The following is a 26,682-nucleotide window of genomic DNA, read 5'->3' as shown; positions in this document are numbered from 1 at the left end:
ACCATGATCACCCTGGTCAATCCGACGCTGCCCTACGGCTTCGCCAAGCGGAACGGCGTCATCCTGCTGGACGCAGGCGACATCGCCGTGGTCGGCCTGCGCGAGGGCGCCGACCCTCTGGCCCTGATCGAGACGCGCCGGGCGCTGGGGCGGCCGCTGCAGGTTCAGGTCCTGGATCAGGCCGAGTTCGACCGCCGCCTGTCCGACGTCTATGCGGGCGACCTGAACGCGGCGGGCGATCAGCAGATGGACATGCCGTCGGGGCTGGACGGCCTGATCGAGGACCTGCCCGCCGCCGCCGACCTGCTGGACTCGGCCGACGACGCGCCGGTCATCCGCATGATCAACGGCATCATCGCCGAGGCCGTGCGCGCCGGCGCCTCCGACATCCACCTGGAGCCCTATGAAAGCGCCTTGGTCGTGCGGATGCGCGTCGACGGCGTCCTGCGCGAAAGCCTCAGCCTGAACCCGCGCATCACGCCCCTGCTGGTGTCGCGGATCAAGGTCATGGCGCGGTTAGATATCGCCGAGAAGCGCGTGCCGCAGGACGGGCGCATTCCGCTGGCGCTGGGCGGCAAGACGCTGGACGTGCGCGTCTCGACCCTGCCGTCGCGGGCGGGCGAGCGGGTGGTGCTGCGCATCCTCGACAAGGATCAGGCCGATCTGCGGCTGGAGGACCTGGGCATGGACCCGGTCGCGCTGGACGCCTTCCGCGCCGCCCTGCGCGAGCCGAACGGCATCATCCTCGTCACCGGGCCGACCGGCTCGGGCAAGACGACCAGCCTCTATGCCGGCCTGTCGCTGCTGAACGACGCCACGCGCAACATCCTGACGGTCGAGGACCCGGTCGAATACGCCATCGACGGCGTCGGCCAGACCCAGGTCAATCCCAAGGTCGGCATGACCTTCGCGGCGGGCCTGCGCGCCATTCTGCGTCAGGACCCGGACGTGGTCATGGTCGGCGAAATCCGCGACGTGGAGACGGCCAGCGTCGCGGTTCAGGCCTCGCTGACCGGGCATCTGGTCCTGTCCACCGTCCATACCAACGACGCCGCCGGGGCCGTGACCCGTCTGCGCGACATGGGGGTGGAGCCCTTCCTGCTGGCCTCGACCCTGAGGCTGATCGTGGCCCAACGGCTGGTGCGCCGCCTGTGCGGCCAGTGCCGTCAGTCGGAACCCGCCGACGCCGCCACGGCCCGTCTGTGCGGCGTGGCCGAGGGCGCGACGGTCTGGCGGGCGCAGGGCTGCGGCGCGTGCAACCACACCGGCTATGTCGGCCGCGTCGGCGTCTATGAGACGCTGAAGATCGACGACAAGGTGCGGCGCCTGATCGCCGCCGAGGCGGACGAGGAAGCCCTGATCGCCGCCGCCTTCCCCAAGGGCGGGACCCTGACGGACCGCGCGCGCGCCCTGGTGCTGGCGGGCGTGACCTCGGTCGAGGAGGCCGTGCGCGTCACCCGTCAGGAAACGCCCGAGGCGCATCCCTTGCCTGAGCCAGCATTGGGAAGCGCCGCCTGATGCCCGCCTTCGACTACAGCGCTGTGGACGTCTCGGGCCGCACCGTCGCGGGCGTGCTGACCGCGCCGGACGAGGCGGCTGCGAAGAAGGCGCTGGACCGCCGCCGCTTGATGACCCTGTCGCTCAGCCGCCCCTCTGGGGCTTCGACCCCGACGGACAAGACCCCGCGCCTGCGTCAGAAGCTGTCGTCGCGCACCCTGGCCCTGACCACGCGCCAGTTGGCCACCCTGATCACCGTCGCCCCGGTGGACGAGGCCCTGCGCACCCTGATGCTGCAGGCCGAACGGCCCGACGTGCGCCGCATCCTGTCGGGCGTCCATGCGGGCGTGGTCGAGGGCCAGCGCCTGTCGGAGGCCATGGCCCGTCAGGGCGCGGCCTTCCCGCCGCTCTATCGCGCCACCGTCGCGGCGGGCGAGGCTTCGGGCGCGCTCGGCGCCATTCTGGAGCGTCTGGCCGAGGGGCTGGAGCGCGACCAGCAGGTGCGCGGCAAGGTCATCACCGCCCTGGTCTATCCCGCGGTGCTGGCCCTGGTGGCGCTGGGGGTGGTGACGGCCCTGATGGTCTTCGTCGTGCCCAAGGTGGTCGATCAGTTCGACAGCATGAACCAGACCCTGCCCCTGCTGACGCGGGCGGTGATCGGCGTGTCCGACCTGATGCGCCACTGGGGCTGGCTGTTCCTGCTGCTGCTGGTTGGCGGCGGCGCGGGCTTCGTCGCGGGCCTGAGGAATCCCGGCTTCCGGCTGGCGGTGGACCGGCGTGTGCTGCGCCTGCCCGTCGTCGGCCGGCTGACGCGCGACCTGCACGGGGCGCGGATGGCGCGGACCCTGTCGACCATGATCGCGGCGGGCCTGCCGGTGCTGGAGGGGCTGACCATCACCGCCCGCACCGTGTCCAACCGGGCGCTGCGGGCCTCGACCGAGATGATGGCCGACGCTGTGCGCGAGGGCGGGGGCCTGTCCGCCGCCATGCGCCGCGCCGACGTCTTCCCGCCGATCCTGGTGCACATGACCGCGTCCGGCGAGGCCAGCGGCCGGCTGGAGCCGATGATGGAGCGCGCCGCCGACTATCTGGAGCGCGAGTTCAGCGCCTTCACCGCCGTCATGCTCAGCTTCCTCGAGCCGGCGATCATCGTCGTCATGGGCGGCGTGGTCGCCCTGATCGTCCTGTCGATCCTTCTGCCCATCCTTCAGATCAACACCCTGGCGATGGGGTGAAAGAGGCCGTGATGATCCTTCCGAACCTGAACCCTGGCTCTCCCTTCCCGTCATCCTCGGCCTCGTGCCGAGGATCCAGACGCTCGACGTCTGCTGGTGAAAACGTGACGCGCGCTGCGGGATCCGTCGCGTTTCTGGATCCTCGGCACGAGGCCGAGGATGACGATGGTAGAAGCAGGGCCAGCGCTTCTCCTCGCGCTCAAGCAGCGACGCGCCGCGCGCGTCGCGTTAGCGCCCCTCAGCGCAAAGCCCGGCAGGGCTTTACGCTGGTCGAACTCATGGTCGTCATCGTCATCATCGGCCTGCTGGCGACGGTGGTGGCGATCAACGTCCTGCCAACCCAGGACAAGGCCATGATCGGCAAGGCGCGGGCCGACATCTCGACGCTGGAGCAGGCGATCGAGACCTATCGCCTCGACAATCTCGTCTTCCCGGATGCGCAGAGCGGCCTGCAGGCCCTGATTGCGCCGCCCGCCGGTCTGGCGCGGCCGGAACGCTACCGCGAGGGCGGCTATATCCGCCGTCTGCCGCAAGACCCGTGGGGCGCGCCCTACCAGTACCGCCGCCCGTCCGCCCACGGCGGTCAGTTCGACGTCTTCTCCTTCGGCGCCGACGGCAAGGAAGGGGGCGAGGGCAATGACGCCGACATCGGCAACTGGCAGAACTAGGGACCGTGTTCGCGGTGAGTGCCGGCGGTTGATTTCAACATCCGCTCATCCCGGCGGACGCCGGGATCCAGTGAGAGCGCCAACTGGCGGCTTTCCAGTGGGTCGAATTGCTATGGAGCCAAAGCACTGGATCCCGGCGTCCGCCGGAATGAGCGGGATCATGGGGCGCCGCGGGCGGCGTTCCGGCTTCACCCTGGTCGAGTTGCTGATGGTTGTCGCCATTATCGGCCTCGCCGCCGGGGCCGTGGTGCTGGCCGTGCCCGATCCGCGCCCGCCCGTGGGCGACGAGGCCGAGCGCTTCGCCGCGCGGCTGGTCCGCGCGCGCGAAGAGGCTCTGCTGACCAACCGCGCCGTGGCGGTCGAGGCCACGGCCGAGGGCTACGCCTTCTCCCGCTTCGACGGCGTCCAGTGGTCGCCCCTGGCAGACGGCCCCTTCGGCGACGAATCCTGGGCCGAGGACACCATCGCCCGGCCTGAGGGTCAGCCTGCGGATGCGCCCTTGCGCGTCGTCTTCGACCCGACCGGCGTGGCCGACGCCGCCTCCCTGACCCTGTCGCGCGGCCCGCGCGCTGTGACCGTCGCCGTCGATGCGGCGGGCGAGGTGCGGGTCGATGGCTGACCGGCCCGGCTTCACCCTGATCGAGCTGCTGGTGGCGCTGGCGGTGTTCAGTCTGGCCGCGCTGGCCCTGCTGAACCTCGGCGGCGAGAACACCCGCTCGGCCGCGCGCGCCGAGACGCGGATGCTGGGCGGCATCGTGGCCGAGAACCTGGCGGTCGAGGCCATGACGGCGCGTCCCGCCCCGGCGCCCGGCGACAGCGACGGAAGCCAGCCTCTGGCCGGCCGCGACTGGCGCTGGACCCGCGCGGTGACCGCCACCGACGACCCCGACATCCTGCGCATCGACATCCGCATCTCCGACGACGAGGGGCAGGCGGCCGAGCGCGTCCTGTTCCGGGCGACGGCTCAATGAAATCGCGCTCTGGCTTCACCCTGATCGAGGTGATGATCGCCCTGCTGATCTTCGCCCTGCTGGCGGCGGCGGGGGTGCTGGTGCTGAGCCAGAGCATCGACAACCGCTTCGCGGTCAAGGCCTCGACCGACCGCACCGCCGAGCTGCAACGCCTGCGCGCGACCCTGCGCGCCGACCTGGGCCAGGCCGCGCCGCGCCGGGTCCGCGCCGCCAACGGCCAGCCCGCGACCTCGCCCATCCTGGCGGCCGAGGCACCGGGGGATCCGCTGCTGGTGCTGGTTCGTGCGGGGTGGAGCAACCCCGACGGCCGCTCGCGCGCGGCGCTGCAAAGGGTCGAATACCGGCTGGTTGAGGACCGGCTGGAACGCAGGGTCTACCCCTATCTGGACGGCGCCCGGCCCGGCCCGCCGCAGATCCTGTATCAAGGCGTCAGCGCGCCGGCGCTCGCCTTCATCAGCGAGGGCGCCGAGACGACGCGCTTCCTGCCCTCGCCGGACCGGCCGCTGCCGGACGCGGTCCGTCTGGACCTGACGCTGGAGGGCTACGGGCCCGTACGCCAGCTGTTCGTCGTCGGGGGCGGCCGGTGAAGGCGCGTCTGAAACAGCGTGAGGGCATGGCCCTGCTGACTGTCCTGCTGCTGGTGGCGGTGATGGCGGCGGTGGCGGTGCTGGTGGTGGACGACATCCGCTTCTCGGTTCGCCGCACCATGAATGCGGAAACGCAGAGCCAGGCCCAGTGGTATGCGGCGGGGGCTGAATCCCTGGCGCGGCGCCAGATCAACCGCCTGCGCGACCTTGATCCCGTCAAGACGCCGATCCAGCCCGACTGGAACGGCCGCGTGCTCAGCTTCCCGGTCGAGGACGGCAGCATCACCGCCCGCCTGAGCGACGGTCAGGCCTGCTTCAACCTGAACAGCGTGGTCGAGGGCCAACTGGAGGTCTATGTCGCCCGGCCGCTGGGCATCCAGCAGTTCGTCGCCCTGGGCCGCGCGCTGAATCTGCCCGAGGGGCGGATGCGGGCCGTCGCCGACGCCCTGACCGACTGGATCGACACCGACACGACCCCGCGCGCGCAAGGCGGCGAGGACGCCGCCTACGCCGGCCAAGCCTATCGCACCGCCGGGACCCTGCTGGCCGAGGTCAGCGAGCTGCGCGCCGTGCGAGGCGTCGACGCCGAAATCTATGCACGGCTGCGGCCCTACCTCTGCGCCCTGCCGACCACGGACCTGTCGCCGATCAACCCCAACACCCTGACGCCGGAGCAGGCGCCGCTTCTGGTCATGCTGGCGGACGGCAAGCTGAGCCTGGCCTCGGCCAGGGCCGCGATCGCCGCGCGGCCGGCGAGCGGCTGGAGCAACGCCAACGCCTTCCTGATGCAGGGGGCCATGAGGGGCGTCGAACTGCCGATCCCGGTGCAGGACCAGCTGACGGTCCTGACCCGCTTCTTCAACCTGCGCGTGGACGTGGAGTTCGGCGGCAGCCGCGCCGTCCGCACCGCCCTGATCGAACTGCCTCAGGCCGGTCCCGCGCGCACCGTCATCCAACGCTGGACCCTGGACGAATGAGCCGCATCCGACTGATCCTGATCCCGCCCTCGGCGGCCCTTCCGGCGACCTGCCTGACGCTGGACGCGCACGGCGCCGTCCTGACGCGCGGCGTGCTGGAGCTGGGCTCCGGCTTTGCGCCTGAGCCGATGCGCACCGTCGCCGTGGTTCCCGGCGCCGACGTTCTGGTCCGCTGGCTGGACCTGCCGCCGGGCAGCCCGGCTCAGGTGGCGGCGACGGCGCTGCACCTGCTGCGCGACGACCTGGCCGCGCCCGCCGACCGGCTGAGCGCCGCCCTGGGGCCGGTCGCCGCGCCGGGCGGGCGGCGGCTGGTCGCCGTGGCAGGGCGGCCGCTGCTGCAGACCTGGGGCGACTATCTGGCCAGCCTCGGCCTGCGCGCCGACGTCATGATCCCCGACAGTCTGATCCTGCCGGAACCGGCGGAGGAGGGGAGGCTGACCGCCGCCGTCTTCGGCGCCGACCTGGCCCTGCGCGGGCGCGAATTGGCGCTCAGCCTTCAGCCCGACCTGGCCGAGGCCGTCGCCGCCGGCCGGGCGGTGGCGCGCATCGACCGGGCCGAGGAGATCGAACGCCTGCTGGCCGGCGCCGCCCTCAACCCGCCGATCAACCTGCTGGCCGGGGCCGGACGGCGCATCGAGGCCGACCGGCGCGGCTGGAAACGGGCGGCGGCGCTGGCGGCGGCCCTGGTCGTTTCGCCGCTGCTCCTGACCCTGGCCGCCGCCGGTCACGACGAATGGGGCGCTCGCGATGCCGAAAGACGGGCGGAAGCCGCCGCACGCCGCGCCTTCCCCGACGTGGCGCCCAATGCCGACGCCGTGGCCGAGGCGACGCGTCGCCTGACCGCCGCCCCGCCGCCGGGCGGACCGACCGCCGCCGCCGCCGCCCTGTTCGCCGCCGTCGAAAGCGTCGAGGGCGCGGAACTGGACAGTCTGACCGCCGACGAGGGCGGGGTGCGGGCCACCGTCACCTACGCCGCCTATCAGGACCTCGACGCCCTGCAGCGGGCCATGGCGGCCAAGGGCATGTCCCTGACCGACGAAAGCACCGTCGACGACCAGGGCAAGGTCGTCTCGGAAGTCCGCGTGGGAGGCGCCTGATGAACCGGATGATCCCCTCGATGGGCCTGTGGTGGGACGGACGCTCGGTGCGCGAGCAGCGGATGCTGGCGGCCATGGGGCTGCTGGTCGCCGCCGTCCTGGTCTGGCTGCTGGTGCTGCGCCCCGCCTGTGCCTGGCGCGAGGCGGCGGCCGAACGTCGGGTGGAGGCGACGGCGGGCCTCGCCCGGATCGAGGCCGGTCTGGTCGGTCGGACGCCGCCCCGGACCGCGGGGGCGAAGGCGGCGATGGCCCTGGCTGACGTTGAACAGGCGGCCCGAACCGCGGCCGAGGCGGGGGGGCTGACGGTCACTCTGTCGGTCGACGGCGAGGGGGGGCTGGCCTTCGACGCGCCCGGCGCGACCTCGGCGGCCCTGTTTGGTTGGCTGGCGGCGCTGAAGTCCGAGTACGGCGTTGAAACGCGCGCCGTCACGGTCGTCGAGAACGCCGATGCGACGCTGGATGCGACGGGAAGCCTGGCCGGTTAAGTCCCGCAGCGGACCTCACGCGTGCGTGTTCGCGTTTTTACTATCTGGACGCTAGGGTCCGGAACTCGCTAACGCTATGGCGTGGCAAAGGAATATCCTATCCCAAAGTTGACGCAGCGTGAACTGGAAGTCGTCCAGTTGGCGGGGCTGCGCCTGGGCGACAAGGAGATCGCGCAGCGGCTCGGCCTGTCGCCGCGCACCGTCCAGAACCACCTGCACCGCGCCTATGAAAAACTGGGCGTCTCCGATCGCCTGCGCGCCGCGCGCCGCCTGAGTGAAAACTACTCAGGGGAAACGCTCACCCTATCCGACACGGCTGCGGTTGAGCCAACTGCGGCTGTCTCCGCGGCGCCTTTGACGTCGGTTGGGGGCGGGATGCGGCGTTCGCTCTATGATCGATACGTCGCGTTGGGCGGCTGGCGCCGACCCAGGAAGCTGGGGGGCTCCCTGCTGTGGCTGATCCTCGGCTGGTCTCTGGCCTGGCTGATCATCGCTGCGGTCGGCGCCACCCTCGTCAATCCCGTCCTCGAACTGATCGAACGCCTGCGGTGAGTTTCGAATCCGCAGGGGTGGTCGATGATGACAGATCAATGAGAGGACGCCCGGATCGGGCCGCCCGAACCGCCTTGGGCGGGAGCGGTCGGCGCGCGGGCTGATTTCGAATCATGCATCCCGTTCAGATCATCCTCATCCTCGCCAATCTGATCGCCTTCATCCTGCTGCTATGGCGGGGCGAGACGGTCGAACGGCTGGCCGTGGCCGCCCTCACGGCGGCCCAGGTTTTGTCGGTGATGGTGTTGCCGTGGGACATCCACGGCTTCCGGATCGGTGTGATGCTGGTGGATGTGGCCCTGTTCGGCTCGCTTTGGGCGCTGGCGGAACACGGTCGTCGCTGGTGGCTGGTCGCCTGTGCCGGATTTCAGCTGATTATCGTTTTCAGCCATCTGGCGCCCTTTTTCGCTCACGAGCGGTTGGGGTGGGCGGCGGTCACTTTGCAATGGGGCGCCTGGTCTTTCGTCAGCCTGACGGCCTTCGTCGGGATCTGGGAAGCCTCGGCCGCCCGACGCTTCGCCCGGGAGGGGCGTGATGGCGCAACAATGGACCATCGGGGCGGCGCGCGCGCTGCTGCATCAATGGAATAGGCGCACGGTCGACGCTGCGGTCTGCGTCGGCGCGCTGGCGGCGGATCTGGACGTGCTGGAAGCCTGGCTGCTGGATCAGAAGCCGACCTCGCTGGCTGAGGCGGAGCGGCTGCTGGACCTGATTGCGGCGCATGAAATGGGCGCCGCCGGCGACCTCGGCGTCTTGTGCAAGGTCGGCGGCGCGGTCCGCAACGACATCGACCGCCACCGCAGCCGGGTTGAGCTCAGTTTCGCGCCCTGCGCGTCCGGCCCTATGGCGGGCCGGGCCTGAAAGTCAACGAAGGTTGACGTTAGGTAAGGCTTTTAACGGCGTAGCCGGACTGCTAGAGCGCGATCCTGTCCGCGACAAGGCCTTGCGCCGTCGCTCCGCCAAGCGGTTTTTCCTTCCATGTTGTCCACTGTCCGCGCCGCGTGTCTCGCGTCCGCCGCCTTGCCCGTGCTCGCTTTCGCCATGCCCGTCTTCGCCGAAGGGGGCTTTGTCGAGGATCGGGCGACCGAGGGGCCGGTTCAGGTGTCCGAGATCGTGGTGACGGCCCAGCGGCGTGAAGCGCCGTTGGCGGCGACCCCCCTGTCGTTGACGGTAGCAAGCCAGCCGCTGCTGAACGACGTGGGCGTGCGCGACATCAAGGATCTGCAGGTCCTGACGCCGGGCCTGATCGTGGCCTCGACCTCGAACCAGACCTTCACCACGGCTCGCATCCGCGGCGTCGGCACGGTGGGCGACAATCCGGGGCTGGAGAGCTCGGTCGGCGTCATGATCGACGGCGTCTATCGCCCCCGCAACGGCGTGGCCCTGGGCGACCTCGGCGAGGTCGAGCGCATCGAGGTGCTGAAAGGCCCGCAGAGCACCCTGTTCGGCAAGAACACCTCGGCCGGCGTCATCAACGTCGTCACCGCCGCGCCTTCCTTCACCCCGCGCATCGCGGGCGAGGCCACCTTCGGCGACTATGAAACCCAGGGCGGCTCGGTCTCCCTGACCGGCCCCATCGTGGACGAGGTCCTGGCCGGGCGGCTCTATGTCGCCGCGCGCCGCCGCGACGGCCTCTATGACGTCAAGACCGGCGACGGCCCGCGCACGGCGACCGACGATCAGAACGAGCATTACGACACCGTGCGCGGCCAACTGCTGTGGCGCGCCACGCCCGACCTGACCGCCCGCCTGACCGCCGACTGGACCGAGCGGGACGAGCGCTGCTGCGTCGGCGTGCAACTGGTCACCGGCGGCACGGCGCCCTTGCTGGCGACCTTCGCCCCAGACGGCGGGGTGGCGGCGACGCCGAACCCCTGGGCGCGCACGGCCTGGTCGAACCGCGACACCAACACCCGCATCCGCGACAAGGGCCTGGCCCTGCACCTGACCGCCGACCTCGGCTGGGCCACGCTGGAGAGCACCTCGGCGGTGCGCGACTGGCGCGGCGTCATCAGCCAGGACTGGGACTTCACCTCGGCCGACCTGGCCTATCGTCCCGACGACGGCAGCTGGTCCAACCGCTTCCGCACCCTGACGCAGGAGGTCCGCCTGTCGGGCCAGCGCGGGCGTCTGGACTGGTCGGCGGGTCTGTTCCTGGCCGACGAGAAGCTGACCCGTCGCGACAGCCTCTTCTACGGCGCCGACTACGAAGCCTATGTCAGCCGTCTGCTGTCGCGCTCGGGCGCCAATCCGCTGGGCGATCCGACCTATGTCTCGACCCTGACCGGTCTGCCGGCAGGCCGGAGCTTCGTCGAGGGCGAGGGCCAGTTGGACCGCTACTGGCAGACGACGCAGAGCGCCGCCCTGTTCGGCCAGGTTTCGTATGCCGTGACCGACCGTTTGACCCTGACCGGGGGCCTGCGCCGCACGCATGAGACCAAGGACATGAGCGCGGCCTACGCCAACACCGACGGCGGCCGCGCCTGCGCCGCCGCCCTGGCCAACGGCGTCAGCAACGCCACCCTGTGCCTGCCCTGGTCCAACCCGGCCTTCAACGGTCTGAAGTCGTCGGAGACGGTCAAGGACGAGGCCTGGACCGGCCTGGCCCGCGCCGAGTTCAAGGCGGCCGAAGGCACGCGCCTCTACGCCGGCTGGTCGCGCGGCCGCAAGAACGGCGGCTTCAACCTGGACCGGGGCCAGACCAACCTCGTCCCCGACGCCTCGCGCGCCTTCGGGGCCGAGACGGCCGACGCCTGGGAAGCCGGGGTCAAGAGCGTGATGCTGGACCGCCGTCTACTGGTCTCGGCCGCCGCCTTCCGCCAGACCTATGAGGACTTCCAGCTCAACACCTTCCTCGGCACCACCTTCCTAGTGCGCTCGATCCCGCAGGTCCGGGCCAAGGGCGTCGAGGCGGACTTCATGTTCCTGCCGGTCGAAGGCCTGTCGCTGCAGGGCGGCGTCACCTATGCCCAGACGGAATACGGCCATGACCCCATCGCCGGTCTGCCGCTGCTGGCCGGTCGCCGTCTGAACTTCGCTCCCCTGTGGAGCGGATCCCTGGCCGGAACCTATGAGCGTCCGGTGGTGGCTGGGCTGACCGGCCGCGTCACGCTCGCGGCCAAGTATTCGTCGGAATACAACACCGGCTCGGACCTTGATCCCGCCAAGAGCCAGCCGGGCTTCTGGCTGGTGGACGGCCGCGTGGCCCTGGCCAAGGACGAGGCTTGGAGCGTCGAGTTGTGGGGCAAGAACCTGTTCGATCAGGACTATCGCCAGGTGGCCTTCGGCGCGCCCTTCCAGTCGGGCACGCTGGGCGCCTTCCTCGGCGCGCCGCGCACCGTGGGCGTGACGCTGAGGGTGGTGCGCTAATCGACGTCGCCCCTTCTCCCCTTGCGGGAGAAGGTGGCCCGTCAGGGCCGGATGAGGGGTCTCTCGACGCCAGAAAAAAGGGCTGCAAGACCCGCGGTCCTGCAACCCCTCATCCGTCCGGCTCCGCCGTCCACCTTCTCCCGCAAGGGGAGAAGGGCAGGGCGGCTCACCCTTCGTCGTGCGCCTTTTTGCGGGCGGCGCGCTCGGCCTGGCCGCGCCAGCCGTAGCCCTCGCCATGCTTGCCGACGCTGACGAAGGTGGCTTCCTCGGCCTTGTGGAAATACTGTTCGGCCACCATCCAGCCCTTGAACGGCCGCAGCACGCCCAGGCACATCAGCGCCAGGACCGGCAGGGTGACGACGAAATGCACCCAGACCGGGGGGTGGACGTTGAACTCGAAGATCATGAAGGCGATCATGCCGACGATGCCGACCGCCGACATGACGAAAAAGGCCGGGCCGTCCGCCGGGTCGGCGAAACCGTAGTCCAGACCGCAGTTCGAACATTCCTTGCGGATGGTCAGATAACCTTGGAACAGCGGGCCCACGCCGCAGCGCGGGCAGCGGCAGCGGAGGCCGGTCTTCAGCGGGCTGATGGGCGGATAGGCGGGGTCGGACACGGAAAGCACCTGGGAAACGGCGTGACATGACGTCGATACCGCCGATGTCGGCCTTTCGCGCGCGCGCCGCAAGCGGGTGTTTTGTCCTATCTGCGTGGGGAGGTTGTGCAAGCGGCGCCGTTTAATCGGCGTTAACCGCGATTAAAGCCCTTCACGCGAGGGTGCGCGCGTATGTCCGGGGCAACCGTCAGCAAGCGCGTTCTGAAATCGACCGTGGCCGCCGCCGCGGCGGGCGTCGTCGTGTTCGCGCCCCTGGCCCCGCACGCCGAGGGCTCCAACGTCAGCAGCGGCCCGGTCGAGATCCGCGTCGGCGCCAACACTGGCTTCACCAAGATCGAATTCGCCGGGGCCGTCGGTTCGCGCGCCCGGGTGCGTCAGGACGGTCGCGCCGTCATCGTCCGCATCGGCACGACCGCCGCGCCGGACGTCAGCCGCCTGAAAGTCGATCCGCCCAAGGGTGTCGAGAAGGTCGAGACCCGCGCCGCCTCGGGCGGCACCGAACTGGTCCTGACCCTGGCTGAGGGGGCCGCCGCCCGCTCCGGCTCGGCCGACGGCTCGGTCTGGCTGAACCTCTATGCGCCGGGCGCCGGCCCCGACGGCGGCAAGCGCCCCGTCGTGCCTGCCGGCGGCGCCGTGGCTGTGACCGCTGAGGTCAAGGACGAGACGACCCGCCTGACCTTCGCCTGGGCCGCGCCGGTCGGAGCCGCCGTCTTCCGTCGCGGCGACGCGGTCTGGGTGGTGTTCGACGCCGCCGCCCGCATGAACATGCCGGCTGCAGCCAAGGCCGGCGGCGCGGCCAAGGCGCGCTGGGCCGCCGGGCCTGATTTCACCGCCATCCGCATTCCCGCAGGCGAAGGGCAGACGGTTTCGGCTCGCGCCGACGGCGCCGCCTGGATCGTCACCCTGGGCGGCGTCGCCCCGACCGTGACCGGGGTCGAGATCGACCGCGACGACAGCGCCCAGACCGCTCTGACCGCCCGCATGGCCGGGGCCACCAAGACCGTCTGGCTGACCGATCCCCTGGTCGGCGATCGTTTCGCCGCCGTCACGGCCCTGGCCCCTGGCAAGGGACTGAGGACCGGTCGCCGCACCGTCGAACTGAATCTGCTGCCCACCGCTCACGGCTTGGCGGTCGAGACGCCGGCCGACGACCTGATGGTCAAGGCCGAGGGCGACCTCGTCACCCTGTCGCGCCCGCGCGGCCTCAGCCTGTCGCCGCCCACGGTGGGGCTGGAAGCCGCCGCCCGCGAGACCCATGCGCCGCGCGCCGCCGCGCGCCCGGCGCTTATCCTTGCGGGCTGGTCCGAAACGGGCGCCGACGGCTTCAGCGCCCGCCATCGCGCCCTTCAGGAAGCCGCCGAACTGGAAAGCGGCCGCGCCGCCAGCGATCCGCGCGCCCCGATCGAGGCGCGCATGGCCCTGGCCCGCTTCCTGGTCGGATCGGGGCTGGGCTATGAGGCGATCGGCGTGCTGAACGCCCTGGTCAAGCAGACCCCGGCCATGCAGGGCGTGGCCGAGGTGCGCGGTCTGCGCGGCGCGGCCCGGGCCTCCATCGGTCGTCTGGCCGAGGCCGAGGCCGACTTTTCGTCCGGCGCTCTGGCGGGCGATCCGTCCACGCGGGTCTGGCAGGGCTATATCGCCGCCCAGCGGGGCGACTGGACCACCGCGCGTCAGGGCTTCGCCGCCGGGGCCGGGGTGGTCGACGGCTTCGCCCCTGAATGGCGCGCCCGTTTCGGCACGGCCCACGCCCTGGCTGCGGTCGAGACCGGCGATCTGGACGCCGCGCGCGAGCTGCTGGCCTATGTCTTCAGCCAGCCCGGCATCTCCGCCCCGGATCAACTGGCCGCCCGTCTGGTCCAGGCCAAGCTGTTCGAACTGGACCAGACGCCCGAGCGCGCCCTGGCCCTCTACAAGGCCGTGGCCCGCGCCCCGCTGGATGGGATCGCCACCCCCGCCCGCCTGGGCGTCATCCGGCTGGAGATGGCCAAGGGGGCGTTGAAGCCCGATGCGGCGGCGGGCCAGCTGGAGGCGTTGAAGTGGCGCTGGCGCGGCGACGCGACCGAACTGGCCGTGATCCGCAGCCTGGGCGGGCTCTACCTGTCGCAGGGGCGCTACCGCGAGGCTCTGACCACCCTGAAGGCGGCGGGCCGCAAGATCGTGGTTCTGCCCGGCGGCAGCCAGCTTCAGGCCGATCTCGACAACGCCTTCCGCGCCCTGTTCCTCGACGGCGCCGCCGACGGCCTGCAGCCGGTTCAAGCCCTGGCCCTGTTCTTCGACTTCCGCGAACTGACCCCGGTCGGCGCCGACGGCGACGAGATGGTGCGGCGCCTGGCCCGGCGTCTGATCGACGTGGACCTGCTGGATCAGGCCGCCGAGCTGCTGAAATACCAGGCCGACAACCGCCTCGATGGCGTGGCCAAGGCTCAGGTCGCGACCAATCTGGCCGCCGTCTATCTGATGAACCGCCAGCCGGAACAGGCGCTGCAGGCCCTGTGGAGCTCGCGCACCACGCTTCTGCCCACGGCCATGAACGTCGAGCGCCGGGCGCTGGAGGCGCGGGCGCTGATGGAGCTGGGCCGCTACGACCACGCCCTGGAGATCCTGGGCAAGGACGCCTCGCCCGCCGGTCGCGACGTGCGCGCCGAAATCCTGTGGAAGCAGCAGCAGTGGGGCGCGGCCGCCGCCCTCTACGAGCAGCGTCTGGGCGACCGGTTCAAGGACGGCGTCATCCCCCTGACGGCGGACGAGGAGAACCGGCTGATCCGCGCCGGCGTCGGCTATTCGCTGGCCGGCGACGCGGGCGGGGTGAACCGGCTGTCGCGCAACTATTCGGGCTTTGCCGACAAGGCGCGTTCGGCGGGGGCGATCCGCATCGCCCTGGCCGGGCTGGACGGAGCCGACGGCTCGGGCCGGCCGCAGGACTTCGCGGCGCTCAGCGCCGGGGCCGACACCTACGCCGGCTGGATCGCGGCCACGAAGGCCGAGTTCCGTGAAAAGACAGGAGGGCAGAAAACGGGCGGAGACCGCACTGCGACCCCCGCCCGTCCCCAGGCGGCCGGAGCCGCCTGACATTTCTCTTTTTAAGAGAGGCCCCTAACGCCTCGCACGCGGTGCTCGGCTGCTTGAGGGGCCGGCGCTCTGACGTTCGTCACGCGGTGCGCGAGTAGGGCAGAGCGCCATGGACCCAGACGGGTCCGAAGGCTTAGCCGTTGACGGCGTCCTTCAGGGGCTTGGACACGCGGAAGCGCACAGCCTTGGAAGCGGCGATCTTGATGGTCGCGCCCGTGGCCGGGTTGCGGCCTTCACGCTCGGCGCGCTCGGCGGTGTCGAACACGCCCAGGTTCGAGATGCGGACGTCCGAACCCGAAACCAGGCTCTTGTGGATGTTCTTGACGATCGCGTCGAGGACGCGGCTGGCGTCGGCCTGCGAAACGCCTGCGTCTTTGGCGACGGCGGCGATCAGTTCGGCTTGAGTGGTCATGAGGGTTTCCCAAAGGTGGTCGCCCGATTCCCGGACGAAGACTGGAGGATCAACACGCGTTTGCTGCAGCTTGGCAAGCCCGGCTGAGCTTGAAAGCCCCTGAGGCTGGGGATTTATCCCCCGCCGGACGCTCTCTGGAAGCTCTCGACCAGGCTTCCGGCGACCAGCCGCCAGCCATCCACCAGCACGAAGAAGATCAGCTTGAACGGCAGGCTGACCACCACCGGCGGCAGCATCATCATGCCCATGGACATCAGCACGCTGGCCACCACCAGATCGATCACAAGGAACGGAACGAAAAGAAGAAATCCGATCGTGAAGGCCTTCTTCAATTCACTGATCATGAAGGCCGGCGTGACCACCCGCAGGGGCAGTTCCTGCAGCTCCTTGGGGGGCTCGATTTTCGACAGTCGGGTGAACAGGGCGAGGTCGTTGCGGTCGACCTGGGCCAGCATGAAAGTCTTCACCGGTTCGGAGGCCGCATCGAAGGCCTGAGGCAGTTCCATCTGCTGATCCAGCAGGGGGCGGACCCCCGAATCATAGGCGTCCTGCCAGGTCGGGGCCATGACGATGGCGCTCAGGAACAGGGCCAGGGACACCAGGACGGCGTTCGGCGGCGACTGCTGCATGCCCAGGGCGGTCCGCAGCAAGCTCAGCACCACGATGATGCGCACGAAGCTGGTGGTCATGATGACGATGGACGGCGCCAGCGACAGCACGGTCATCAGCCCGACCAACTGCACCACCCTCTGGGTCAAGCCGGCGCCGGTCCCCAGGTCGATGTTGATGGCCGAACCGGAGCGGGCGACCTCCTGAGCCAGGGCGCCGAGCGGCCAGGCCAGGCAGAGCAGGGTGGTGATCAGCGACAGCAGGGCCGCGCGTTTCAGCTCGGCGCGGGTCGGCAGGCCGAACACCTTCTCCCTTCCCCCTCGAGGGGGGAAGGGGCGGGGATGGGGGTGTGTACGCCGCGCTTGAAGGCGGCGCGCATGAGGCGTGACCGTTGGCGTCTCCGGCGTACCACCCAACCCTCCCCCCTCGAGGGGGAGGGCTTCATCTTGCTGAGAGGCGTTGGACCGGCTCATTTCACCTCTCCCGAGGGGATCGCAGGGCCGCGCGGCTCGATCAGTTCGCGGCCCTCGCCCAGCAGGATCAGTCGCTCCTCGGCGTCCACCCGCACCAGGACCAGACGCCGCGCGGGGTCCAGCACCAGGGTCTCGATCACCTGCAGCCGCCGCGCGCCGCGCTCGGCCTGGAACTTCGCCAGAACCTTGGGCGCATAGCGGCGCGTCGCCCAGGCGGCCAGGCCGATCAGGCCCAGGGTGATGGCCAGGCCGAACACCGCCCGGAACAGGTCGAGAAAATTCATGCGAGAGGGCCCCAGACGAAGGGAAGCCGGCGCCTACAGGTGCGCCCCTTCGCCCGCACGTTTCGCGCCTCGTGGTTAACGGCGCGTTTAGGGATACTGAATATTAACCATGAGGGCGGCATTTTCTGCCGATCAACCGTTCGAGGGCCTTTCGTGTCCGTCACTGACATTCCGCTGCTGAACCAGATCAAGGGCCGTCTCGGATGGCTCGACGATCGTCAGCGCGTGATCGCCCAGAACGTCGCCAACTCCGACACGCCGGGTTTTGTCGCCCGCGATCTGAAGACGCCGACCGACTTCGCCGAGGCTCTGCGCACGGGCGGGGGGCTAAAGATGGTCGCCACCAACGCCCGCCATATCGCGCCGCCGGGTCACGCCGCGCGCTTCGAGGCCGTCAGCACGCCGGATTCCGAGACCACGCTGGACGGCAATTCGGTCGTGGTCGAAGAGCAGATGCTCAAGATGGCCGAGAGCCGGATGGCCTATGACGCCGCCATCGGCTTCTACCAGAAGTCCATGCAGATGATCCGCATGGCCGCCAAGAAGCCCGGCGCCTGAACGAGGAGACTGAGCCATGCCCGATCCCGTCAACGGCCGTCCCGTCACGCCGCGCAACACCGCCATGGCTGTCGCCTCCGGCGCGCTGAAGGCGCAGCAGTCGCGCATGCGCGTCATCGCCGAGAACATCGCCAACGCGGAATCCACCGCCAATGTCGCCGGCGGCCAGCCCTATCGCCGCCAGACCCCGGTCTTCCAGGCCCGCAAGGTCGACGGCGCGACCGGCGTGGTCCTGGCCGAGGTCCGCCCGGATCAGAGCGACTTTCGTCTGGAATACGACCCCACCCACCCGGCGGCCAACGCCGAGGGCTATGTGCAGCGGCCCAACGTCGACACCCTGATCGAGGCCATGGACATGCGCGAGGCGCAGCGCGCCTACGAAGCCAACCTCAACGTCATCGAGACGGCGCGGAACATGGAAGCCCGCACCCTCGACATCATCAAGAAATAAGAGAGCCTAGGCCATGAATCCCATGATGGCGGCCAAGGCCTATGCAGCGGTTCAGGGCGGGGCCATGCCTGCCGCCCCGAGCGCGGCCGCGGCGACGCAAGGCCCCGGCTTCTCCGAACTGCTGCAAGGCGTCATGAATCAGGCGACGCAGCAGACGCGCGGCGCCGAAACCCAGATGAGCCAGATGGTCCAGGGCCAGGGCAACCTGATCGACGTCGTCACCGCCGTCTCCTCCGCCGAGGCCTCGCTGGAAACCGTCATGGCGGTCCGCGACCAGGTCATCTCGGCCTATCAGGAAATCCTGCGGATGCCGATCTGACGGCGACGCCTCCTCTTTCCTCCCCATGAAATGGGGAGGGGGACCACGAAGTGGTGGAGGGAGGGCGCAAACGGCTGACGTGGAGTCGCCCCCTCCGCCACGTCGCCTACGGCGCCGCGCCACCTCCCCATCGCTTCGCGACAGGGAGGAAAGGCGGGCGGCCTCGAATGGATCGAACCCCCGCCTCGACGGTTCTCTCCTGATCACGGAGAGACGTCATGCTCAAGAACAAGAACTCCTCGGCCATCGTGGCGGTCAAGGATCTGGATCGCGCCAAAGCCTTCTATTCCGACGTGCTGGAGCTGAACCTGGCCGACACCTCGATGGAAGGGATGCTGGGCTACCGCACCGGCAACACCTGGCTGACGGTCTATAAATCCGACTTCGCCGGCACCAATCAGGCCAACGCCGTCAGCTGGTACGTCGGCGTCGAGCTGGACGACATCGTCGGCTGGCTGAAGGGCAAGGGCATCGTCTTCGAACAGTATGACGCCCTGCCGCACGAGGGCGACATCCACATTTGCGGGACGATGCGTCTGGCCTGGTTCAAGGACCCCGACGGCAATGTGCTGCATCTGATCGGTTCGGCGGGGTGAGGTCACTCTCTCCATGCCGTCATCCCCGGGCCGCGTAGCGGAACCCGGGACCCAGGCCGTCGCCTACCCCTCCAGCGAGATCACCGGCTCGCTGACCGTCGCCTGGACCTGGCCGCGCCGTTTCAGCCCGGCGCGGATGCGTTTCTGGATCGGGTTGTCGACGGCGTAGTGGAACAGGAAGGCGAAGACGAAGGCCGCGCCGACGCCCATGGCCCACAGGCCCCAGCGCCAGGCCTCGCCCAGGCTCAGCTTGTTGGCCATCGCCTCGGCCAGACCGAACCAGCCGATGCGCACCACTTCGTTGGAGATGAACATGGCGAAGGAGACCATCGCCGCCTGCTCGATCAGTTTCGACGGCCTGGTCACCGGCACGGCGCCCGCCGCCAGGATGATGATGGAGATGAAGGCCAGCGAGATCAGGGCGTTCTTGTCGAAATACTGCACCACCGCCAGGGCGACCGCCGCCAGCAGCAGGGCCCAGCCGGCCAGACGCGGGTTGATCCAGACGCCTTGCGCGAACCAGGCCAGACCCATGCCCAGGACGAACAGGGGCAGGGCGCGCCAGATGCCGAGGCCCAGCGGCATCTGATAGACGGGGTAGTTCAGGATGGCCCAGCTCAGTTCGTTGGCGGCCAGATAGCCGACCACGACCAGCCCCAGCGCCAGCCACGGCCCGACCCGCGTCAGGCCGCGCAGCACCCAGGGGAAGGCGAGGTAGCAGCCCAGCAGGGCTGAGATCGACCAGCTGGGCGCGTTCCAGCCCAGACCGCCATGCACGCCGAACGACTGCAGCAGGGCCAGCTGCGCCGGCAACTGATCCCAGGCGAACCACTCGGGATGGCTGGGCGGCAGGCCGATGGCTGTGCCCAGCAGCACCATGGCGACCAGCAGCCCGCCCATGATCAGATGGGCCGGAAACACCCGCAGCGACCGCTTGAGAAAGAAGTCCGTCTTGGACATCCAACCGCCGCCGACCGCAGCGCCATAGACGCGCATCAGCACATAGCCGCTGTCGATCAGGAAGAAGTTGGTCAGCAGGAAGCCGCCCCGCTCGAACACCGGGTGGACGCTCTCAGCCAGGGGAATGGGCGCCGACGCCTGGAAATGATGCAGGATGATCAGCGACGCCACGATGAAGCGCAGCGCGTCCAGCCACCCGCCGCGCATGATCGGCGGTGGCTCATTCCGAGACGAAAACGCGCTCCAGCCCATGACGAAGGCTCCTTCGGGGGAGCGCGATGCAAGGGCGGGGCCGGTCTGACCTGGGCTTGAGACGGTTGTCGCCATGCGCCACAGTCTAACGGGGTTGAGGGGCCAACATGGGTATCGGAGGTGTGGCGCGGACAGCGGGCGCGGTGGCGCTCGCATTTGTTCTGGCGGTTGTCGGGCGTCTTTCCGACCCCTTGCCTATTCGCGAGCCGCGCACGGCCGCCGAGCGCGGCACGCTGAATCTGGTCGTCTTCGATCAGGTCTGGACGACGCTGGATCAGCGGCATTTCGACAGCGTCTCGCGTCGCGAGGCATGGCGCGCGGCGCTGAAACGTTACCGGCCGCTGGCGCGTGAGGCACCGGACTCGGCGGGCCTCTATTATCAGGTTCTAACCCCCATGCTGAACGAACTGGGCCATTCCCACGTGGGGGTCACAGCGCCGCGACGCACTGAGCTGCGATGGCGCGCACGGCCGAATGGGCGGTTCCCAAGACCGCGCGTGTTCGTGGGCGCGACGAAAAGCGTGAACGGCGACGTTCTGCATGAGGCGGGCATCCAGTTGTCCGGCAACGAGGTGATCGACCTGATCAAGGGCGGTGCGGCCGAGCAGGCCGGGGTGGAGCCGGGTTGGCGGGTCGGGGGGATCATGTCGACCGCCGGCGTCAGGGAGCGTCGCTATACCTTCCTGACGCCGGCAGGCGCCCGGCAGTTGACGCTCAGTCATCAGCGTCCTCCGCCGCCGCGTATGCCCTATGGGAAGCAAGTGCTGCCAAGCGGCACCCTTCTTCTTCGCTTCGATGGTTTCAAGCGGGAGCAGATCGACTGGGTGCTGGCGCAGTTTAAAAGCGCGCCGCCTCAAGGCGTCATCCTCGACCTGCGCACCAATGACGGCGGGCGGGTGGTTGAAGAAGAGCGGTTGCTGGGAGCGCTGCTACCCGATCATTCCTTGATCGGTGCGCGTGTGACCAATGGCAGTCGCCAACCTCTGCATACGCGGGCGGCGGACCTGCGGTACGATGGACCCTTGGCTGTCTTGATCAGTCCTCGGTCCGCAAGCGCCGCCGAAGTGACGGCACGCGCCATTGGTTACCACGAACGCGGCGTCCTTGTCGGACGCCGAACCGCGGGAAACCTGCTGACCTCCACGAACTTCAAACTGCGGGATGGGGGGCGGCTGCAGGCGCCGATCCATGATTTTCTTGACCCGTCAGGGCGACGGATCGAGGGCACCGGGGTCGAGCCTCACATTAGGGCAGCGCCAACGCTCGCGACGGTTCGCGCGGGCCGGGATCCCGTGGTGGAGGCGGCGGAAGCCGTCCTGGCGTCCGCGCGCTGACGCCTAACCCCGCACCAGCCGCAGGAACTCTTCACGCGTGCGGGGGTCTTCGCGGACGGAGCCCAGCAGGCAGCTGGTGGTCAGGCTGGCGCCGGGGACGTCGACGCCGCGCATGGTCATGCAGCTGTGCTCGGCCTCGATGACCACGCCGACGCCGTGGGGACGCAGGACTTCCTGGATCGAGGTGGCGATCTCGGAGGTCATCTTCTCCTGGATCTGCAGGCGCCGAGCGAAGCCGCGCACCACGCGGGCCAGCTTGGAGATGCCGACGACCCGGTCGGTCGGCAGATAGCCGACGTGGGCCACGCCGACGACCGGCAGCATGTGATGTTCGCAGAAGCTGACGAAGCGGATGTTCTTCAGCACGACCAGTTCGTCGTAACCGCCGACCTCCTCGAAAGTCTTCTCCAGATACTCGCGCGGCTCGACCTCATAGCCCTGGAACAGCTCGCGATAGGACTTGGCCACCCGCTTGGGCGTTTCCAGCAGGCCCTCGCGGTCGGGGTTGTCGCCCGCCCACTGAATCAGGGTGCGGACGGCGGCTTCGGCTTCGGCCTGCGAGACGGAGGGTTTGTGCGCGTGGTCGGTCATGGCGTGTCCATATAGCCCGACAGGGCGATCAATCCAGCCGTCAGATGGCCATGAAGTGAAACGGCCCGTACGCAGGTGTGAACGGCGGGTTGTTCTTGCCCTTCTCCCGCAAGGGGAGAAGGATTTGTCACGCGAGGCTTTCCTAAACGGCCTGTTAACCATCCTGTCGGCATTTTCTGCCGAGTTCCCGGGAGTGGTTGATGAACGGCGCGGAAGTTCTGGATGTGGGCCGTGACGCCATCTGGCTGACGATTCAGCTGTGCGCGCCCGTGCTCGTGGTGGGTCTGGTGGTCGGCGTGAGCATAGGCCTGTTTCAGGCCCTGACGCAGATCCAGGAGCAGACCCTGGTCTATGCGCCCAAGATCATCGCCATCTTCGTCAGCCTGCTGCTGTTCCTGCCGCTGATGGGGGCGCTGCTGGGGGCCTTCATGCGCCAGATCGCCGCCCGCATCGCCGGGATGTAGGTCCGACGTGGAGCCCACATAGATGGAAGGTTGGGCCACCGCCGATCAGGTCTGGGCCGGCGGGCTGATCTTCGCGCGGGTCGGCGCGATCCTGATGACCATTCCTGGCATCGGCGAAAACTATGTGCCGCCGCGCGTGCGCCTGTCGCTGGCGCTGCTGCTGTCGCTGGTGCTGTGGCCGCTGGTGGCGGGGACGCTGTCGGGCCTGCCCGCGACCCTGGGCGGCATGGCGGGCTGGATCATCCGCGAAGTGGTGACGGGCCTGGCCATCGGCATGATCCTGCGCAGCTTCATGACGGCGCTGACGACGGCGGGCGAGATCGTCTCGATGCAGACGACGCTGGGGTTTTCCCAGACCGCCAACCCGCTGCAGGCCCAGCCCGGTTCGACCCTGTCGGCCTTTCTGATGTTGCTGGGCGTGACGCTGATCTTCGCCACCAACACCCATCACCTGTTCATCGCCGGCATCCTGGGGTCGTATGAGGCCATCGCCCCGGCCAAGCCGCTGATCGCCGCCGACTTCGCCGCCCTGGCGGTCAAGACCCTGGGGCAGAGCTTCATGCTGGGGGTGCAGTTGGCGGCGCCGGTGCTGGTTTTCGCCCTGATCTTCAACCTGGCCTCGGGACTGGTGGCGCGGGTCATGCCCAGTTTCCAGGTCTATTTCGCCGCCGCGCCGCTCAGCGTGCTGCTGGGCCTGTCGGTCTTCGCCCTCAGCCTGGGGGTGATGGGGACCATCTTCATCGACCGCTATCAGGCGATGGCGAGGGTGTTCACGGGAGGCAGCCTTGGCTGAAGGCGCCGACCCCGAGTCCAAAACCGAAGAGGCCTCCCCGCGAAAGCTTGAGGAGGCCCGAAAGAAGGGCGACGTCGCCAAGTCGCCGGACGTGGCGGCGGCCATGTCCCTGGCGGGAGCGGTGGCGGTGCTGCTGATCGGCGGCGGCTATTTCTCGCAGCAGATGGCGGAAGACCTGCTGCCCTTTCTGGCGTCGCCTCACGCCATGATCGGCGGCCTGGAGGCCGGGGCGGGGATCGAGATCGGCGTCCGCGCTCTCTGGGCCGTCGCGCCGTTTTTGGCGGCGCTGATGCTGGCGGTCGTCATCGGCGGGGTGGGCGGCAACCTGGCCCAGTCGGGTTTTCTGTTCACCGCCGAGAAGATCAAGCCCAAGTGGTCGGCGCTCAGCCCGATGCAGGGGTTCAAGCGCATCTACGGCCCGGACGGGATCGTCCAGTTCATCAAGACCTTCCTCAAGCTGGTCTCCATCGGCGCCGTCTGCTGGTGGGTGCTGAAGCCGCACGCCCGCGAGCTGGAAAACCTGGCCGCCATGAGCCCGGCGATGATCCTGCCCTTCGCGCGCGATCTGGCGGGGGCGCTGATGATCTCGGCCCTGATCTTCCTGGCCTTCACCGCCGGCGCCGACTTCATCTGGCAGAAGTTCCGCTTCGCCAAGCGGATGCGGATGACCAAGGAAGAGACCAAGGAAGACTACAAGCAGTCCGAAGGCGACCCGCACATCAAGGCCAAGCTGCGCCAGATCCGCATGCAGCGCAGCCGTCAGCGCATGATGCAGGCCGTGCCGAACGCCACCGTCATCGTCACCAACCCGACCCACTATTCCGTGGCCCTGCGCTATGAGCCGGATCAGGGCGACGCCGCGCCGATCTGCGTCGCCAAGGGCGTCGACGCCCTGGCCCTGCGCATCCGGGAAGTGGCCAAAGAACACGACGTGCCGATCATCGAGAACGTGCCCCTGGCCCGCGCCCTCTATGCGGCGGTCGAGGTGGACGACACCATTCCGCGCGAACATTTCGAGGCGGCGGCGCGTGTGATCGGCTTCGTCATGCAGGACCGGAAACGGCGGTGATCGGCTCCTCGTCATCCCGGAAGCGGCGCAGCCGCTGTCCGGGACCGCAAGAAACGCTGCCGCCGATGTCGCGCCTTGGGCGGTCCCGGTTCTCCGCATCGCTGCGCGACGCTCGGGCCGGGATGACGATCTTTCCCCCCTGCCATCTGCGGGTCGGGATGATGAACGCCCCCGTTAGGGCGGACGACCGAGCTTCGATATGCTGACGACCACTGATTCGCGCGGGCAGGACGCCATGACGATTTCCCGGCCGAAAGCGGCGGCGACGCGCCGTCCGACCTTTGATCCGCTGCTGGTGCTGATGGCGCTGGGCTTCGCCCTGGCGGTCGCGGCCATGGTCTATCCGGCGTTTCGTACCAACGCCCTGACGGCGCCCGGCCTGATCCTGATCTTCGCGGCGGGGGCCACGGCCCTGATCTGGCTGTTCGCCTTCGGTCGCGCCGAAGTGCGCCGCGCCAGCGGCGACACGGCGGTCGAGATGCTGGACGCCATGGCCGAGCCCGCCGCCCTGGTGTGGCCGTCCGGTCAGGTGCTGGCCTACAACGGCGCCTGGGCCGAAGAAAACGGCGCCGTCACGGCGCTGCCGCGCGGCAAGTCGGCGCAAGCCCTCTACATGGCCTTCGCCCAGGCTCGCGAAGGTCATCAGGGCCGCGCCATCGTCCAGATCGGCGCCCGCGAGATCGAGGTCCTGATCGGTCAGGCGGGGCAGGGGCGTTTCCTGGTCCGCGCCGCGCCCGACGCCGTCCTGCCGGTGCCGCACCACGCCGCCCCTGCCGCGCCCGCCAAGGTCAGCGGCGAGGCCCGGACCATGGCCGCCGGCGCGCCTTTCGGTTCGACGGTGATCGCGGGCGACGACCTGTTCGCGGGCAAGGCCGAGGATTCCAACGCGGCCCTGGCTCTGCTGACCGGCCCCGCCGCCTCGGGCGACGCCGCCTTCGGCCACCTGTTCGATCCGGCCGGCGTGATCGAGGCCAAGACCAAGCTGGCCGCCGGGTCTTCCGGTCCGATCGAACTGGTCGCGCGCGCCTATCCCGACCGCAGCCTGCACCTCTATGTCGCGCCCGAGGGCGATCGCCGCCGCGTCTGGCTGTTCGACGTGACGACGCAGAAGTCGATGGAGCTGCAGCTGTCGCAGGCCCAGAAGATGCAGGCCGTGGGCCAACTGGCCGGCGGCGTGGCGCACGATTTCAACAACCTGCTGACGGCCATCCAGCTGCAACTGTCCGGCCTGCTGGAACGGCACCCGGTCGGCGATCCCTCCTACGAAGGGCTGAACGAGATCCGCCAGACGGCCATCCGCGCCGCCGATCTGGTGCGCAAGCTGCTGGCCTTCTCGCGCAAGTCGACGGTGCGGCGCGAGCGGCTGGATCTGGGCGAACTGGTCGGCGAATTCGCCGTCCTGCTGCGCCGCCTGCTGCGCGAGGACGTGCGGCTGGAGACCGACTACGGCCGCGACATGCCGCTGGTGCTGGCCGACAAGAGCCAGCTGGAAACCGCCGTCATGAACCTGGCGGTCAACGCCCGCGACGCCATGCGCGGCGTGGTCGAGCCGGGCGCGGGGGTGGTCACGATCAAGACCCGCCGTCTGACCGAAGCCCAGGCCCGCGACATGGGCTGGCGCGAGGCGTCCGGCGAGATCGCCCTGATCGAGGTGTCCGACACCGGGCCGGGCGTGCCCGCCGATCTGGTCGACAAGATCTTCGAGCCCTTCTTCACCACCAAGGCGGTCAACGAAGGCACCGGCATGGGGCTGGCCACCGTCTATGGCATCGTCCAGCAGGCGGGCGGCCATATCTGCGTGACCAACCTCGACGGCGCCGGCGCCGCCTTCCGCATCTTCCTGCCCGCCGCCTCGGCCGAGGAACTGGTCGCCGCGCCGCTGGTCGAGAAGGTGGTCAAGGCCGCGCCGCGCGACCTGTCGGGCGCCGGCCGCATCCTGTTCGTCGAGGACGAGGCCGCCGTGCGCGGCATCGCCGCCCGCCTGCTGCGCCAGCGCGGCTATGAGGTGATCGAGGCCGCCGACGGCGAGGAGGCCCTGATCCTGGCCGAGGAATGGGCCGGTCAGATCGACATGATGATCTCTGACGTCATCATGCCGGGGCTGGACGGTCCGTCCCTGTTGCGCAAGGCGCGGCCCTTCCTGGGCGACGCCCCGGTCATGTTCATCTCGGGCTATGCCGAGAGCGACTTCTCGGACCTGTTGCAGGACGAGACGGGCGTCTCCTTCCTGCCCAAGCCGCTGGACATCAAGACCCTGGCCGAACGGGTGAAGCAGGAACTGCACGCGGGCTGATCGACGCTCTGCAGTCATCCCGGCCGACCCTCGCGAAAGCGAGGGGAAGAGCCGGGACCCAGGCGTCAACTCTTGCCGGGGCGGCGCTTGTGATCCTC

At 69.4% G+C, this 26,682-nt stretch carries 29 protein-coding genes; 23 read left to right on the top strand and 6 right to left on the bottom strand.

What is annotated here, in order from left to right; translation table 11 throughout:
- Positions 1 to 3 precede the first annotated feature (3 nt).
- The 13 genes from gspE to AC1DJ5_RS01120 all read left to right on the top strand — a co-directional run bounded on the left by gspE (position 4) and on the right by AC1DJ5_RS01120 (position 11,438).
- A complete protein-coding gene (gspE, locus tag AC1DJ5_RS01180; RefSeq protein ID WP_477019402.1) occupies positions 4 to 1,518 on the top strand; it encodes a type II secretion system ATPase GspE in 1,515 nt (504 codons plus the stop codon).
- Positions 1,518 to 2,732 (top strand): type II secretion system inner membrane protein GspF, encoded by a 1,215-nt coding sequence (gene gspF, locus AC1DJ5_RS01175; RefSeq protein ID WP_477019401.1) that lies wholly within the window; start codon positions 1,518 to 1,520, stop codon positions 2,730 to 2,732. The genes gspE and gspF overlap by 1 nt, the downstream gene beginning before the upstream one ends.
- Positions 2,733 to 2,743: 11 nt before the next feature.
- On the top strand, positions 2,744 to 3,400 hold the full coding sequence (gspG, locus tag AC1DJ5_RS01170; protein WP_477019400.1) for a type II secretion system major pseudopilin GspG: 657 nt from the start codon (positions 2,744 to 2,746) through the stop codon (positions 3,398 to 3,400).
- Positions 3,401 to 3,560: 160 nt separating this feature from the next.
- On the top strand, positions 3,561 to 4,019 hold the full coding sequence (locus tag AC1DJ5_RS01165) for a GspH/FimT family pseudopilin (protein ID WP_441453949.1): 459 nt from the start codon (positions 3,561 to 3,563) through the stop codon (positions 4,017 to 4,019).
- Positions 4,012 to 4,371 (top strand): type II secretion system minor pseudopilin GspI, encoded by a 360-nt coding sequence (gene gspI / locus AC1DJ5_RS01160; RefSeq protein ID WP_477019399.1) that lies wholly within the window; start codon positions 4,012 to 4,014, stop codon positions 4,369 to 4,371. Before AC1DJ5_RS01165 ends, gspI begins: the two co-directional genes overlap by 8 nt.
- A complete protein-coding gene (gene gspJ, locus AC1DJ5_RS01155; protein WP_477019398.1) occupies positions 4,368 to 4,958 on the top strand; it encodes a type II secretion system minor pseudopilin GspJ in 591 nt (196 codons plus the stop codon). The genes gspI and gspJ overlap by 4 nt, the downstream gene beginning before the upstream one ends.
- Before the next feature lie 26 nt (positions 4,959 to 4,984).
- Positions 4,985 to 5,935, top strand: a complete 951-nt coding sequence (gene gspK, locus AC1DJ5_RS01150; protein WP_477019397.1) for a type II secretion system minor pseudopilin GspK — start codon at positions 4,985 to 4,987, stop codon at positions 5,933 to 5,935.
- Positions 5,932 to 7,032, top strand: a complete 1,101-nt coding sequence (gspL, locus tag AC1DJ5_RS01145) for a type II secretion system protein GspL (RefSeq protein WP_477019396.1) — start codon at positions 5,932 to 5,934, stop codon at positions 7,030 to 7,032. Before gspK ends, gspL begins: the two co-directional genes overlap by 4 nt.
- A complete protein-coding gene (gene gspM / locus AC1DJ5_RS01140; protein WP_477019395.1) occupies positions 7,032 to 7,517 on the top strand; it encodes a type II secretion system protein GspM in 486 nt (161 codons plus the stop codon). Before gspL ends, gspM begins: the two co-directional genes overlap by 1 nt.
- A gap of 138 nt (positions 7,518 to 7,655) precedes the next feature.
- Entirely contained in the window at positions 7,656 to 8,069 is a 414-nt protein-coding gene (locus AC1DJ5_RS01135) for a helix-turn-helix domain-containing protein (protein ID WP_477019394.1), read from the top strand.
- A gap of 113 nt (positions 8,070 to 8,182) precedes the next feature.
- Positions 8,183 to 8,659 (top strand): hypothetical protein, encoded by a 477-nt coding sequence (locus AC1DJ5_RS01130; RefSeq protein WP_477019393.1) that lies wholly within the window; start codon positions 8,183 to 8,185, stop codon positions 8,657 to 8,659.
- The gene (locus AC1DJ5_RS01125; protein WP_477019392.1) at positions 8,604 to 8,930 is read left to right on the top strand and encodes a hypothetical protein; all 327 of its coding nucleotides are present in this window, start codon (positions 8,604 to 8,606) and stop codon (positions 8,928 to 8,930) included. Before AC1DJ5_RS01130 ends, AC1DJ5_RS01125 begins: the two co-directional genes overlap by 56 nt.
- Before the next feature lie 165 nt (positions 8,931 to 9,095).
- On the top strand, positions 9,096 to 11,438 hold the full coding sequence (locus AC1DJ5_RS01120) for a TonB-dependent receptor (protein WP_477019478.1): 2,343 nt from the start codon (positions 9,096 to 9,098) through the stop codon (positions 11,436 to 11,438).
- Between the two features lie 166 nt (positions 11,439 to 11,604).
- Here the strand turns inward: AC1DJ5_RS01120 and AC1DJ5_RS01115 are convergent, their stop codons facing one another.
- A complete protein-coding gene (locus AC1DJ5_RS01115; protein WP_441453931.1) occupies positions 11,605 to 12,057 on the bottom strand; it encodes a DUF983 domain-containing protein in 453 nt (150 codons plus the stop codon).
- 171 nt (positions 12,058 to 12,228) lie between these two features.
- On the opposite strand from AC1DJ5_RS01115, the gene AC1DJ5_RS01110 reads away from it, so the two are divergent.
- The gene (locus AC1DJ5_RS01110; protein ID WP_477019391.1) at positions 12,229 to 15,126 is read left to right on the top strand and encodes a tetratricopeptide repeat protein; all 2,898 of its coding nucleotides are present in this window, start codon (positions 12,229 to 12,231) and stop codon (positions 15,124 to 15,126) included.
- Positions 15,127 to 15,259: 133 nt separating this feature from the next.
- On the opposite strand, the gene AC1DJ5_RS01105 is transcribed toward AC1DJ5_RS01110, so the two are convergent.
- The 3 genes from AC1DJ5_RS01105 to AC1DJ5_RS01095 form a co-directional block, all read right to left on the bottom strand.
- Positions 15,260 to 15,538 (bottom strand): HU family DNA-binding protein, encoded by a 279-nt coding sequence (locus AC1DJ5_RS01105; protein WP_441453928.1) that lies wholly within the window; start codon positions 15,536 to 15,538, stop codon positions 15,260 to 15,262.
- A gap of 113 nt (positions 15,539 to 15,651) precedes the next feature.
- Entirely contained in the window at positions 15,652 to 16,452 is an 801-nt protein-coding gene (gene fliP / locus AC1DJ5_RS01100) for a flagellar type III secretion system pore protein FliP (RefSeq protein WP_441453926.1), read from the bottom strand.
- A 164-nt stretch (positions 16,453 to 16,616) separates the two neighbouring features.
- Positions 16,617 to 16,904 carry a FliO/MopB family protein gene (locus tag AC1DJ5_RS01095; protein WP_441453924.1) on the bottom strand — a complete coding sequence of 96 codons (288 nt, stop codon included), beginning with the start codon at positions 16,902 to 16,904 and terminating at the stop codon, positions 16,617 to 16,619.
- A 153-nt stretch (positions 16,905 to 17,057) separates the two neighbouring features.
- Between AC1DJ5_RS01095 and flgB the strand changes: the two genes are divergently transcribed.
- The 4 genes from flgB (at position 17,058) to AC1DJ5_RS01075 (ending at position 18,828) form a co-directional block, all read left to right on the top strand.
- Entirely contained in the window at positions 17,058 to 17,462 is a 405-nt protein-coding gene (gene flgB, locus AC1DJ5_RS01090; protein WP_477019390.1) for a flagellar basal body rod protein FlgB, read from the top strand.
- A 16-nt stretch (positions 17,463 to 17,478) separates the two neighbouring features.
- Positions 17,479 to 17,913 (top strand): flagellar basal body rod protein FlgC, encoded by a 435-nt coding sequence (gene flgC, locus AC1DJ5_RS01085; protein ID WP_477019389.1) that lies wholly within the window; start codon positions 17,479 to 17,481, stop codon positions 17,911 to 17,913.
- A 13-nt stretch (positions 17,914 to 17,926) separates the two neighbouring features.
- Positions 17,927 to 18,232: a flagellar hook-basal body complex protein FliE gene (gene fliE / locus AC1DJ5_RS01080; protein WP_441453918.1), complete on the top strand. Its 306-nt coding sequence runs from the start codon at positions 17,927 to 17,929 to the stop codon at positions 18,230 to 18,232.
- A 218-nt stretch (positions 18,233 to 18,450) separates the two neighbouring features.
- The gene (locus AC1DJ5_RS01075) at positions 18,451 to 18,828 is read left to right on the top strand and encodes a VOC family protein (RefSeq protein WP_441453916.1); all 378 of its coding nucleotides are present in this window, start codon (positions 18,451 to 18,453) and stop codon (positions 18,826 to 18,828) included.
- Between the two features lie 63 nt (positions 18,829 to 18,891).
- Here AC1DJ5_RS01075 and AC1DJ5_RS01070 read toward each other — a convergent pair whose 3' ends face one another.
- Entirely contained in the window at positions 18,892 to 19,995 is a 1,104-nt protein-coding gene (locus AC1DJ5_RS01070) for an acyltransferase family protein (protein WP_477019388.1), read from the bottom strand.
- Positions 19,996 to 20,183: 188 nt separating this feature from the next.
- Between AC1DJ5_RS01070 and AC1DJ5_RS01065 the strand changes: the two genes are divergently transcribed.
- Positions 20,184 to 21,374, top strand: coding sequence for a S41 family peptidase (locus AC1DJ5_RS01065; protein ID WP_477019387.1), 1,191 nt, complete (start codon positions 20,184 to 20,186; stop codon positions 21,372 to 21,374).
- Positions 21,375 to 21,377: 3 nt separating this feature from the next.
- On the opposite strand, the gene folE is transcribed toward AC1DJ5_RS01065, so the two are convergent.
- Positions 21,378 to 21,965 carry a GTP cyclohydrolase I FolE gene (folE, locus tag AC1DJ5_RS01060; protein WP_441453912.1) on the bottom strand — a complete coding sequence of 196 codons (588 nt, stop codon included), beginning with the start codon at positions 21,963 to 21,965 and terminating at the stop codon, positions 21,378 to 21,380.
- A gap of 197 nt (positions 21,966 to 22,162) precedes the next feature.
- Between folE and fliQ the strand changes: the two genes are divergently transcribed.
- The 4 genes from fliQ to cckA all read left to right on the top strand — a co-directional run bounded on the left by fliQ (position 22,163) and on the right by cckA (position 26,584).
- Positions 22,163 to 22,429 carry a flagellar biosynthesis protein FliQ gene (gene fliQ, locus AC1DJ5_RS01055; protein ID WP_441453911.1) on the top strand — a complete coding sequence of 89 codons (267 nt, stop codon included), beginning with the start codon at positions 22,163 to 22,165 and terminating at the stop codon, positions 22,427 to 22,429.
- Positions 22,430 to 22,451: 22 nt separating this feature from the next.
- The gene (gene fliR / locus AC1DJ5_RS01050) at positions 22,452 to 23,222 is read left to right on the top strand and encodes a flagellar biosynthetic protein FliR (protein ID WP_477019386.1); all 771 of its coding nucleotides are present in this window, start codon (positions 22,452 to 22,454) and stop codon (positions 23,220 to 23,222) included.
- Positions 23,215 to 24,291, top strand: coding sequence for a flagellar biosynthesis protein FlhB (gene flhB, locus AC1DJ5_RS01045; RefSeq protein ID WP_477019385.1), 1,077 nt, complete (start codon positions 23,215 to 23,217; stop codon positions 24,289 to 24,291). The genes fliR and flhB overlap by 8 nt, the downstream gene beginning before the upstream one ends.
- Before the next feature lie 199 nt (positions 24,292 to 24,490).
- A complete protein-coding gene (gene cckA / locus AC1DJ5_RS01040) occupies positions 24,491 to 26,584 on the top strand; it encodes a cell cycle histidine kinase CckA (RefSeq protein ID WP_477019384.1) in 2,094 nt (697 codons plus the stop codon).
- Positions 26,585 to 26,682 lie beyond the last annotated feature (98 nt).

This window comes from Brevundimonas sp. 01N35 (assembly GCF_056399785.1).
Note: the sequence above shows the minus strand (reverse complement) of the source record. Positions and strands in the feature narration are given on the sequence as shown.